Source organism: Variovorax paradoxus, from assembly GCF_030811855.1.
GTDB lineage: Bacteria > Pseudomonadota > Gammaproteobacteria > Burkholderiales > Burkholderiaceae_C > Variovorax > Variovorax paradoxus_L.
Genome location: NZ_JAUSRN010000004.1, coordinates 351,063 through 362,584, shown reverse-complemented (window position 1 = coordinate 362,584; position 11,522 = coordinate 351,063). Strand labels below are relative to the sequence as shown.

Genomic DNA, 11,522 nt, shown 5'->3' with positions numbered 1-11,522 from the left:
GGACGCAGACAGTAGGGTCGCCTTTTCTTTGCTTACTTTCTTTTGGCGAAGCAAAAGAAAGTAAGTCCGCCGCCGGGCGGATATCCCGGCCTCGGGAAAGAAAACGACCGACAGAAGTCATTCCCCACCCCCCACAAACAAAGCCTCGAACTGCCCATCCACCGGCAACCCAGCAACAACCATTCGAACAGTCCCTTCAGCGCCCGGATCGCCCATCCACAAGGACCCTCCGGCCGTAGGCAAAACCAGCGACTCCACAGCATCAGCGTGCACATCACCGGCAGCAGCAGCAACAAACAACCGCTCAAGCACAGCATCGAACCGCAGCGCATCCAGATCCCCCTCAAGCCCTTCCAACGCAGCCCGCATGCCAAGCGCCCACCACCGCAACGCTCCCTGCAGCGCATCCCCTCGCAGAACCTCACCCACAGAAGCATCAAGCGCTACAGCAATAGTGAACGGAAAGTACCGCCCCACCCCATCCACCGAAGGCATCAACACGCCGATCCAAGCGCCCTCGCCGGCAACCTGCGGACCCAAGGCGAAACACCAGATCGGCGCTTCGAGGTAATGCGAAGTCCAGTCGTCATGCCGATCCTTCAACCGCGCCAACCCGCGCTGCAGCCACTGGTCCCACACCGAGCGAAACGACTCGGGCAAGCGCCGATGCGCAAAGTCCCCCATGCCCGGCAACTTGCCGAACCATCCGGGCAATGCAGAAGAAGAAGCAGAAGGAAAAGCGGCTGCGTCGCTCACAACCCCTCCGGACAAGAAAACTCACGCAGTTCCTTCAGGCGAATGGGATGCTGCACGCTGTTCGTCGTCACTTCGAAGCGCGTCTTGCGCGGACCGACCTGGAAGGTGATAAAAAACTTTTCGGGCGCATCGCCGGCTTCGAGCTGGCCGTCGTCGAGCGCGCGGAACAGCGCCCACGGCCCGTCGACCGCGGAGCCCGAGCTGCCCGTGGTTGAAGGCGGGCTCACCTGGATGCGCACCTGGTTGCTGCCCTTCGGCCCGGGCCATTGCACGGCCATGGGCACCACGGGCCCGTGCGCGTACTTCACGAGTTGGCCGTCCACGTCCAGAATGAATTGCGTGATGCCCGCGTCCATCTCCACCGGCTTGAAGTCGAGCCGCATCGAAGGGCCGCGGCCGCCGCCGCGGAAGAAGATGTCCTTGATGCGCGCGGCGCGCTCGAACTGCGCCAGCGCCTGCGTGGTGACGGCGCCTCGCTCAGCCACGGGCTTGTAGCGCCACGGCTTGGTGCTGGTGTCAACCAATGCGGCCAAGCGCTTCTGGAAGAACTCGTCCATCAGGCCACCGGCACCGAACATCTGGCCGAAGTCCTCGGGCAGCACGTCGCGCTTGCTGCTGCCCACGAACGGGTAGCGGCCCGCAATGGCGCGGTTGCAGAACTCGGTCACGGGACGCAGATCCTGGCTCAGGTTGCCGCGCTCGGCCACCTGGGCCTGCGCGGCGCCCGACTGGCTCAGGTTCTCGACCATCGTGCGCACTGGCTCGGGCAGGCGGCCAGCGTCGGACTTGAGCTTGCCGGCCACGTCGCCGGGTGGCGGCGAGGTGCGGCCCTTCACCGCCGTGTCGACGGCGTTGAGGTACACATACACCTCGTTGAAAAGCTTGAGCGCATCGTCGATGGGCGCGGGCTGGTTCGGCGCAACGGGCGTGACCAGGCGGCGCAGCGGCTCGAAGCGGTCGTCCACGATGCTCTCGATGCGCTTGCCGCTGGCCACCGCCTTGTTCGGGTCGCCGCCGAACAGGTCTTCCAAGCCCTTGCGCGTGTTGGCGACGGTGGCGGTGGCCTTGCTCACCACGTCCTTCGGCTGGTCGGCGGGAATCAGCGTGGTTTCCTTCACCACCGCGCGCAAGAAGTTTGCAAGCGGAGAACCCACGCCCGAGAGGATGCGCGCGGCCTCGATGTTCTTCTCGAGCCCGGTGGCGCGAATCAGCCGCACGTCGGCCAGCAGCGTCTCCCACACCTTGACGTATTCCGCCAGGTAGAGCCGGCGCACGCGGTCGGTCAGCGCGCCAAGGGCGGCCACGTCGCGCATGCGATCGGCGGCGCCGCGGTCTTGCCCGAGCACCCACGGATCTTCCTGCGCGAGCAGGCCGGTGAGCACCGTCACTTCGTTCTGGAAGCGCTTGTGGTAGCCGTCGTAGGTGAACATGCCCGGCACGCCTTCGGTCAGCGGCTTGCCGCTGATGCGCTCGAACACCAGCGGCGCCGAGGGGCCGGCGGCCGTGGCGATGCTGAAGGCCGGAATGTCCTTGGTAGCGCGCTGGCGCTTGAGGCGGCTGAACACGCGCTGCTCGAGCGGATAGCTCGCGAGCACGGCGCGCACGCTGCGCACCAGGTTCTCGTCCATCTTGAGCGGCGAGCGCGGCGGGCCTTGCGCAATGAGCACGTCGAGCTGGTCTTCGAGCGCCTGGCGCTGGTCTTCGGGAATGCCGCGGTCCAGGCTGCGCGCCCAGTCGAGCGTGATCCAGGCCTTGAGCGCCTCGGCATCGAAGTGCTCGGGCTGGTAGAGCATGAGATAGCTCTTGAGCGCCTCGTACGTGTATTCGAGGTTGTCCTTCTGCGCGGTGCGCAGCTGGTCTTCGATGCGCTTGGCGATCTGCGGCAGGAAGGCGTCGTTGAGCGCGCGCTGGTGCGTGAGCATGGCGGCCGCGTCGAGCTTGTCGCCCTGGTAGAGGCCCAGTGTCATCGACAGCGGCTCGTCGCCCTGCCGGTTGTCGGGCGTCTTCCAGATGTCGCGCAGGCTCTGCAGCACGGGCGCCACCTCGACCAGGTTCTGCACCCGCGACGGCAGCGCCGCAAGGTTCTGGCGCGCGGGCTCGACACGTGCTTCGACCGACTTCAGGTAGTTGACGTTTTGCAGCGTGCTGTAGCCCCAGCCCGCCAGCAGCGCGAGCGTGACCAGCGTCATGGCCGCCACGCCCGCCATGCGCAGCGCATGGCGCCGACGCTCCAGCTTCACGTTGGCGCCGGCCAAGCGCTGCTCCGGAAACACCACCTCGCGCAGCAGCGCGGTGAGAAAGTAGCTTCGGCCGCTCGACTTCTGCGGCGCGAGCATGGCGCGCTCCAGTCCGAAGCTGCGCGCAAGGCTGCCCATCACACGGTCGATCGGGCTGCCCTCTTGCGTGCCGCTGGTGAAGTACACGCCGCGCACCCATGGCGGCTGCGCAAAGCGTGAGCCGGTAAACACCTGGTCGAGCAGGTCGGACAGCATCGAGCCGATGGAACCGAACTGCGCCGGAAAGCCGAAGATCGCTGCGCGGCGCGTGCCGTCGGTCTCGCGCTGCATGCGCGCAATGAGGCCGTCGTTCACGCGGTTGTGCAGCAGCGCGAACTCGCGGTTGAAGGCGGTGGAAAGGCCCTTGTCGTCGGCTTGCACGTTCTCGTCGGCCGGCAGCGTGAAGCCGAACACCTGCGCGCGCTGCTCCTTGCCAAGATCGTCGAAGTAGTCGGTAAAGCCGTAGAGCAGATCGCTCTTGGTGACGAGCACGTACACCGGCAGCCGCGCGGTGAGCTTCGCATCAAGTTCGAGCAGACGCGCGCGAATCGACGCGGCCAGCTGCGTGCGCTGCTCGGGGCCCTGGCTCAGCAGGTCGGCCACGCTCACGGTCAGGAACACGCCGTTGAGCGGGCGGCGCGGGCGCGCCTTCTTGAGCAAGCCGAGGAAGCCTTCCCATGCGCTCTTGTCTTCCGACTGGTGGCTGTCCTGCGTGGTGTAGCGACCGGCGGTGTCGATGAGCACGGCCTCGTCGGTGAACCACCAGTCGCAGTTGCGCGTGCCGCCCACGCCGCGAATGGCGCCGGGGCCGAACTTCTCGGCCAGCGGAAACGAAAGGCCTGAGTTGACCAGCGCCGTGGTCTTGCCCGCACCGGGCGCGCCGATGAACACGTACCACGGCAGATCGTAGAGATAGCTGCCACCGGAAATGGAAAGCCAGTCGCGCCAGCCGGGCTTCTTGCCGGCCGCATGCAGGCGCATCTGCTTGAGCGTGGCCACGGCTTCGCTGAAGCGCGTGTCGAGGATCTTCTGTTCGCCGTTGACCGGCGCATCGGTCTTGGCGGCCGGCGCCTTCATGAGGCCGTCGGTCAGGTGCTGGCTCGCACGGCGCGCGCGCCACCGACGATAGAGCGCGCGCAGCAGCACCACGAGCACGATGGCGCCGATCAGCAGCGCCCGCACGAGCTCGCTTTCGAGCGGCGCCCATGCGCCAATCTTCACCAGCGGGCCGATCCACCAGATCAGCAACGAGACGATGACCAGCGCAAGGATGGTCAGCAACAGCGGGCTGAACAGGAAGCCGAAGATTTTCTTGATCATTTCGTCACTCCCGCCGAAGCGACCCGGTCCGGCTCGGACAACAGCACGATGTCGACGCGGCGGTTGCGCGCGCGGTTGGCGGGCGTGTCGTTGGCGGCCACGGGCTCGGCGTCGGCCTTGCCGTCGGAGCGCATGCGCGCCGGATCGACCAGCGTGGTGAGCGAGCCCTTCACCGCGTCGGCACGCGCGGCCGACAGATGCCAGTTGGACGGATAGCGAAGCGAACGGATCGGCTGGTTGTCCGAGTGGCCGGTGATCAGCACCTCGCCTTTCACTTCAGCCAGCGCCTGGCCGATGCGGCGCAGCACCGGCAGCGATGCGGCCATGGGCTCGGCGCTGCCGGAGCCGAAGAAAGAATCGCCGCGCAGGCGCACCACGCTGCGGTCGGCCTCGTCGGTCACGGTGACGAGGCCTTGCTTGATCTCAGGCTCCAGAAAGCGCGCGAGCCGAGGCGTCTTGGCCGGTGCGGCGGGCGGTGCGATCTGGAGGTTGGGCACGCGCAGGCCCGATACCGCGGCATAGGTGGTGTCGGAGCGGTAATTGAGCGTGAGCCTGAGGCCGAACCACGCCAGAGCGAGCAGCAGCGCGAAGCCGGCCGCGAACACCCACAGCGGCAGCGATTCGCGCAGCCGCACGGTGCCGGCGCCCTGCCCGCGCCAATGCGGCGAAAGATCCGCTTCGAGCGGCGGGCGGTCCTTGGCGATGAGGTCCGCCAGGCGCTGGCGCACCTGATCGAGCTGGGCGCGGCCGTTGTCGACCACGCGGTAGCGGCCTTCGAAACCGAGTGCGAGCACGCTGTAGATCAGCTCCAGCAGCTGGCGGTGCGTGGGCACGTCTTGCGCGAGCTTGGCGAGCAGCTGGAACACTTTTTCGCCGCCCCAAGTCTCGTTGTGGAACTGCACCAAGAGGCTCTGCTTGTTCCAGCCAGCCTGCACGCCCCAGGGCGTGTTGGCCACGGCTTCGTCCAACGCGGTGCACAGCACGTAACGCGCGGCCAAAACCGATTCGTTGCTGACGCCGGCGCGGCGCGCGGCGGCGTCGAACTGGTTCACCGCGTCGGCCGTGGAGGCGCGCAGGGCCGGCACATTGGGCGGCTGCACGAGATTGCGCAACTTGCCGATCAGCACCAGCAGCTTGCCCGCGGCCGACACCAGCGGATTGAGCAGGCCGATCTCGCCGAGCTCGACCGCGGGCGTCGGATCCGCGCCGCCGAAGAAAGGCGCAGGCGCGGCAGGCGGCGGCGTGCCGGCCGGCGTGCGCGGCTTGGGCTTGATGACCGTGCGCTCCGACTCGAAAGCGGCGAAGGGGTCTGGTGTGGTCATGATGGTGTTCCGTTTCCGTCAGCCCGATGCGGCTAGGAACGAATGGCCCAAAACGCGAGGTCGAGGCCGGGAAAGTCGCCCGCGATGTGCATGGCGATGCCGCCCGATTGCTCCAGCTGGCGCCACAGATCGCTGTTGCGCGTTTCGAGTTCGAAGTAGTTGGCGCCGGTGTGGAACGGAATCTGTCGCGGCGCCACCGGCATCGGCGTGAGCGTGACGCCCGGCAGCGCCAGGTTGACCAGGTCGCGGATGCGCTCGACCGGGCCGATCTTCACTTGCGTGGGGAAGCGCGCGCGCAGCGCTTCGCTCGGCATGTTGGCGTTCACGGCGAGCACGAAGGTCGCCTTGCGCTGCAGTTCCACGTCGGTGACCATCGCCACGCGCACGCCGTGCTTGCGGTCGTGCAGGTCGATGCGGATGGCCGACTGCTCCAGCACCATCGAGAGGCTGCGCCGCAGGTCGTCCATCAACGGACGAAAGCTCAGCGCCAGGTCGTCGTGGATGTAGGGACCGAAGCGCGTCACGCGGCGCGAATCGCGAAAGCTTGCAAGATCGCCGGCGAGCCCGAGTGCATGTTCGAAGAAATGCTGCGGATGCAGCATGGCGCTCTTCGCCAGGTGCGCAAAGATCGCTTCGTTGCGATTGACCGTCTGCAGCAGCATGAAGTCCGCGATCTCGGCCACGCCGCCGGTGCCGCCCTGCGTCATGCGACCGGCCAGCGCCTCGCCGCGCTGGCGCATGAGGCCCAGCAGTTCGTCGAGCCAGGAGCGGATCACGGCATGGCCCGCCACGTCGAGCAGCGGCGGCAGCATGGCGCGGTCGAGCTGCACCTGGTTGTCGACCCGGCGCTCGAGCACACGGGCCACGCCCAGGGTGGTCCATGCGTCGGTCGCTTCGCTGGCACGCATCAGGCGCGTATGAAGCTGGCCCAGCTGCAGCATGGCGGTGCGCTCGCCGGCGGTGTTGGAGTCGGGCACTTCGGACTCGAGCACGCGGTGGCGCACCAGCTCTTCGTATTCCTCGGCGTCGGCCTCGCGGGCACCGGCGCGGCGCAGCGGCAGAGCCAACATTACAGCCTCGTCGCGCATGGTGGGCGGAATGTCGATGGGCTCGGGCAGCGGATCGACCGCCGGCATGTCGAACACCGTGCCGTCGCCGAAGATGCCCGCCGCGCGCACCAGCGCGAGCTTGCCCAGCGTGAGCGCGGCCTGATCGATCTCGATCTCCGCGAAGCCCCACGCGTAGGGCGTGGTGGAACGCAACAGCACATGCCGCGCATGGTCGCCATGACGCTCGCTCTGCTGCAGGTGCTGGGGCTGCAGCAGCATCCCCTCGCTCCAGACCACTTTTGTTCGCCAACTCATCCGCACTCCGTCAAAGGCAAGGGCTGCCCGAAAGAAGCACGGAGTTTCCGGCGCAGAGGGCCAGCGGCAAATCCGCCTAACGGCCTAGGCGGAGGAATTTGGAGCTACGGCGAAGGGACTAGATGCAATGCGGCGATGGCTCAGCGTGCCGCCCCACCCGCCGCGCGCAATCTATCGACCTGTTCCTTGTAAGCCTGCTCGATGCGCCGCAGGCGCTGCTCGCGCGCGGCCTCGTTGACCCAGGCGGCGGCCATGGCGCGCTGTTTGCCGAGCTGGTATTCGAGCAGGGCCTCGGGCAGCAGCGCGCTGTCGTCGGCCGGGGCATAGCCGTAGGCCGCGCGCAGCGTCTTCAGCACCTCGCGCTCGGCATCCCCGCGCGGGCCCTTGGCCTGGCCGTAGCCGACCAGGAAGGCTTGGAGGCGGGCCTGGAACTCGGCCGGATAGGCGCGCCGCACCACCATCTGCGCGCCGGGCGGAGACTCGGATTCCCACACAATGTGTAGCCGCGCGGCCTCGACCGGGAACTGCTCCTTGAAGCGCTCGAAGTCGGTGGTGTTGTTGGTGGCCACGTCGGCGTCGCCATTGGCCACGGCGAGCGCGGTGGCCTGGTGGTTGCCAACCACCTCGCCGCGGAAGCGGGTCTCCAGCTCGATGTTGCGCGGCAAGAAGAGCTGGCTTTGCGGAATGAGAAAGCCCGTGACCGAGCGGCTGTCGCCGCGGGCCAGTCGCCAGCGCTCGGGTTCGGACAGCACGGCTTCCAGGGTGTTGGGCACGCCGGTCTTGCGCGTCAGCAGCACCGCGCGGTGCATCGGCATGCCGGGGCGGCGCGCGATCTGGGCCACCACCTTCATGCGCTGCTGCATCACGGCATCGAGCGCCATCTTGGCCGACAGAAAGGCCATGTCGATCTCGTCGCGCTTGATGGCGCGGTCGAGCTCTTCATAAGACGCGACCGAATAGGCGCTCACGGGCACGCCGATGGCCTGGCTCATGTCGGACAAGAGCGGCATCCACAATGCGCGCGATTCGACCGTGCCGCCGAGCGGCAGCACGCCAAAGCGGATCGACGCGACCGGAGCCCCTGCCTTGCCGCCGCCCGTTGCGCCGACCTGCGCCACCGAACTTGAAGCCGCGGCGGCCAGCGCCAGCGCCACCGCAAACAGCCGGAGGACGCGAGAAAACACCATGGGCAACATCAGGGCGACAGATCCCGCAAGACGGTGACCTGCTCCGCGTAACTGGTTTCGATGCGCTGCAGCCGTGCCTTGCGCGCCTCTTCGTTGACCCACTGCGCGGTCATGGCGTTCTGCCTGGCCAACTGGTAGGCGAGCTTGGCGGCGGGCTGCAGCGAACTGTTGTCCGCGGCCACGAAACCCGCCAGGTCATGCAGCGACTTGAGCACCAGGCGCTCGGCGTCGCCGCGCGGACCCTTGGCGCGGCCGTAGCTGACCAGAAAGGCCTGCACGCGGCTGCGCAGCTCGGCCGGATATTCGCGCCGCACCACGATCTGTGCATGCGGGATGAGTTCGGATTCCCACAGCACCTGCAGGCGCTGCGCCTCGGACGGAAAGCGCAGCTTGAAGCGTTCGAAGTCGGCCGTGTTGTTGGTGGCCACGTCGGCTTCGTTGTTGGCCACGGCCAGCGCGGTGGTCTGGTGGGTGCCCACGATCTCGCTCAAAAAGCGCGTCTCCATCGCGATGTGGTTGGGCAGGAAGAACTGCAGCTGCGGCACGATGAAGCCCGACACCGACTGCCGCTCGCCGCGCGCGAGCCGCCAGCGTTCCGGCTCGCCGAGCAAGCTCTTCTTTGTATTGAATGGCGGCGTCTTGCGCGTCAGCAGCAGCGCGCGGTAGCCGGGCAGCCCGTCGTGACGCACCACCTGCGCCACGACCTTCATGCGCCGTTGGGTGACGGCGTCCAGCGCCATCTTGCCGGACAGGAAGGCCATGTCGACCTCGTCGCGCTGGATGGCCTGCTCCAGCGCTTCATACGAGTTGACCGACAGCACGCTCACCGGCCGTGCAATGGCGCGGCTCAGTTCGGCCAGGAGCGGATCCCAGTCGCTGCGCGACTCGAACGCGCCGCCGAGCGGCAGGATGCCGAAGCGCACCGGCGCATCGGGCTGCAGTGCGGGCTGGGCCGCCGCCATCAGCGGGAGGACGGCGAGCAGGGTCAACAGGGCAGCGCCACGGCGCACCACGGCGGCGGCATGACTGAACCGCGCGCAACGACGGGAGGCGCGAAACGCATCGGGAGCGCCGAAAGCCTTCCGGACGCTGCGTAAGGGGGCCTGCATTTTTGACACGGAGACATGGGCCGCTGCGGACCAGCGGGTCTAACATCGGTGAAGCGACGCAATTAGATACCAGATACGGGTTATTTTCGTGATGTTTTTCCCATCTTTCGCTCGCGCAGCAAGCCTCATAAGCTTGACTGCAATGCCTGCAATGCCCCCATGAACTGGAACTTCCACGTCCTGCGAGGGCTCGCCCGCCTCACCTTCGCGCAGCAGCTAATCCTGCTTGCGCTGGTGCCTGCCACGGCGGCCACGCTGGCGGCCATTGCCGTTCTGACGCGCCAGCACCTGGACAACCTGACCGAATTGATGCGCGCCAACGCACAGACGGTGGCTTTGCAGGTGGCTACGGCGGCGCAGGCCCCGCTGGTTCGCATGGACCGGCGCATCCTGCAGCGCACGGCGCAATCGGGTACCTACCAGCCGCACGTGCAGCAGGTGCAGATCTGGTCGGACGATGGCGAGATCGTGGCCAACTCCGAAACGGTCGACCGGGCGCGCAGCGAAGGCCTGCAGGTGGTGGTGCCGATCGTGAGCGAAGAAGGCAAGCAAAACGGCAAGGTGATGGTCGAGATGAGCCTGGATGCCGTGCAGCACGCGCGGCGCTCGGTGTGGCTCAACGTGGTGCTGGTGCTGGCCATCAGCCTGGTGGGCGTGGGGCTGGCGGGCTGGTGGGCGGCGCGGCGCATCAGCGAGCCGATCCGCGCACTGGGCAAGGCCGTCGACCGCCTGGGCGCGGGCGAGGCCGCGAGCGTGGCCATCGAAGGTACCTCCGAGGTACGGCATCTGCAGCATGGCTTCAACCAGGCGGCGCGCGCGCTGGCCGAGAGCCACCGCCTGCTGCAAAGCCGCATCAGCGAGGCCACGGCCGAATTGGCACGCAAGAATCAGCAGCTCGAAGTCGCGAGCCAGGCCAAGACCCGGCTCCTGGCCGCGGCCAGCCACGACCTGCGCCAGCCTCTGCATGCGCTCACGCTGTTCTCCGACGGCCTGGCCAACGGCGAGACCGACCCGGTGCGCCTGCAGCGCATCGGCCACATCCGCGAGTGCGTGGATTCGCTCGACCGCCTGTTTTCGGAACTGCTCAACCTCTCGCAGCTGGATGCCGGCGTGCTGCAGCCGCAGTGGGCGGACTTTCCGCTGGACCAGCTGTTCGACGAGATCAGCCGCAACTTCCGCCCGGTGGCCGAGCAGCAGGGGCTGCGCCTGGTGGCGCGCAAAACCGACCTCTGGGTGCGCTGCGACTACGTGATGCTCTCGCGCATCCTCAACAACCTGGTGTCGAACTCGCTGCGCCACACCATCGAGGGCGGCGTGCTCATCGGCGCCCGGCGCCGCGGCCGGGGCGTTCGCATCGACGTGGTCGACACCGGCGTGGGCATTGCGGTGCAGCACCAGGCGCGGGTGTTCGAAGAGTTCTATCAGGTGGAAGGCACCGGCCGCCAGGCGCCGCGCGGGCAGCGCGGCATGGGTCTGGGGCTGGCCACGGTGCAGCGCCTGGCCGACTTGCTCAACACCCGCGTGGAGCTGACCTCCCGGCCGCACAAGGGCACCTGCGTGCGCGTGCTGGTGCGTTCGGCACCAGCCGCCCTGCCGGCGCTCGATGCCGCGCCCACCGTCGGCGCCATCGAGGAGGAGGCCAGCCTCGAGCAGCTGCGCATCCTGGTGATCGACGACGAGCGCACGATTCTCGAAGGCCTCACCGTGGTGCTGACCAACTGGGGCGCCGAAGTCATGGCGGCGCAGACGCGCGCCGAGGCCCTCGCGCTGGCCGATGAATGGGACGAGCCACCCGACGTGGTGGTGAGCGACTTGCTGCTGCAAGGCGGCGACAACGGGCTCGACGTGATCGCCGCGCTCGAGCGCCATCCGCGCGGCATCGGCTCCGGAACGGCGCGGCTGCTGGTCACGGGCGAGACCAAGCCCGACCGACTGCGCGAAGTGGCGAGCGCCGGAATCACGGTGCTCTACAAGCCGGTTTCGCCGCGCGTGCTGCGCCAGGCGATACAGGCGCAACGTGCAGCTGCATTGCTGAGCGCCGACGCCTGAGGCCCGTTCGCGGGGCCCTAGTCCGTCGGAGATAGGCCAAGCAGCTGCCGCATTGTGAAGTTCGTCACGCTGGCATGCAGTGGCGGGTGCCGACATAAGCCCTCCGCCTTATCGCGCGAAGCAGGGGGCTTCCGTACAT

The 11,522-nt window shown here is 67.6% G+C and carries 7 protein-coding genes; 1 reads left to right on the top strand and 6 read right to left on the bottom strand.

What is annotated here, in order from left to right; translation table 11 throughout:
- Nucleotides 1-117 precede the first annotated feature (117 nt).
- From tagF to phnD (J2X92_RS11405), 6 genes are all read right to left on the bottom strand, one after another.
- On the bottom strand, nt 118-756 hold the full coding sequence (gene tagF, locus J2X92_RS11430; protein WP_307575766.1) for a type VI secretion system-associated protein TagF: 639 nt from the start codon (nt 754-756) through the stop codon (nt 118-120).
- Nucleotides 753-4,352, bottom strand: coding sequence for a type VI secretion system membrane subunit TssM (gene tssM / locus J2X92_RS11425; RefSeq protein ID WP_307575764.1), 3,600 nt, complete (start codon nt 4,350-4,352; stop codon nt 753-755). The genes tagF and tssM overlap by 4 nt, the downstream gene beginning before the upstream one ends.
- A complete protein-coding gene (locus J2X92_RS11420; protein ID WP_307575762.1) occupies nt 4,349-5,674 on the bottom strand; it encodes a DotU family type VI secretion system protein in 1,326 nt (441 codons plus the stop codon). Before J2X92_RS11420 ends, tssM begins: the two co-directional genes overlap by 4 nt.
- Nucleotides 5,675-5,706: 32 nt before the next feature.
- A complete protein-coding gene (gene tssK / locus J2X92_RS11415; RefSeq protein ID WP_307575761.1) occupies nt 5,707-7,038 on the bottom strand; it encodes a type VI secretion system baseplate subunit TssK in 1,332 nt (443 codons plus the stop codon).
- Nucleotides 7,039-7,178: 140 nt separating this feature from the next.
- A complete protein-coding gene (gene phnD / locus J2X92_RS11410) occupies nt 7,179-8,225 on the bottom strand; it encodes a phosphate/phosphite/phosphonate ABC transporter substrate-binding protein (RefSeq protein ID WP_373424825.1) in 1,047 nt (348 codons plus the stop codon).
- Nucleotides 8,226-8,233: 8 nt separating this feature from the next.
- Nucleotides 8,234-9,238, bottom strand: coding sequence for a phosphate/phosphite/phosphonate ABC transporter substrate-binding protein (gene phnD, locus J2X92_RS11405; RefSeq protein WP_307575783.1), 1,005 nt, complete (start codon nt 9,236-9,238; stop codon nt 8,234-8,236).
- A 255-nt stretch (nt 9,239-9,493) separates the two neighbouring features.
- On the opposite strand from phnD (J2X92_RS11405), the gene J2X92_RS11400 reads away from it, so the two are divergent.
- Nucleotides 9,494-11,383, top strand: coding sequence for an ATP-binding response regulator (locus J2X92_RS11400; protein ID WP_307575757.1), 1,890 nt, complete (start codon nt 9,494-9,496; stop codon nt 11,381-11,383).
- The last annotated feature ends 139 nt before the right edge of the window (nt 11,384-11,522 follow it).

Coding starts and splice junctions, on each gene's coding strand:
- tssM (WP_307575764.1), bottom strand. CDS start 4,352: ATGATCAAGAAAATCTTCGGCTTCCTGTTCAGCCCGCTGTTGCTGACC.
- J2X92_RS11420 (WP_307575762.1), bottom strand. CDS start 5,674: ATGACCACACCAGACCCCTTCGCCGCTTTCGAGTCGGAGCGCACGGTC.
- tssK (WP_307575761.1), bottom strand. CDS start 7,038: ATGAGTTGGCGAACAAAAGTGGTCTGGAGCGAGGGGATGCTGCTGCAG.
- phnD (WP_373424825.1), bottom strand. CDS start 8,225: ATGGTGTTTTCTCGCGTCCTCCGGCTGTTTGCGGTGGCGCTGGCGCTG.
- J2X92_RS11400 (WP_307575757.1), top strand. CDS start 9,494: ATGAACTGGAACTTCCACGTCCTGCGAGGGCTCGCCCGCCTCACCTTC.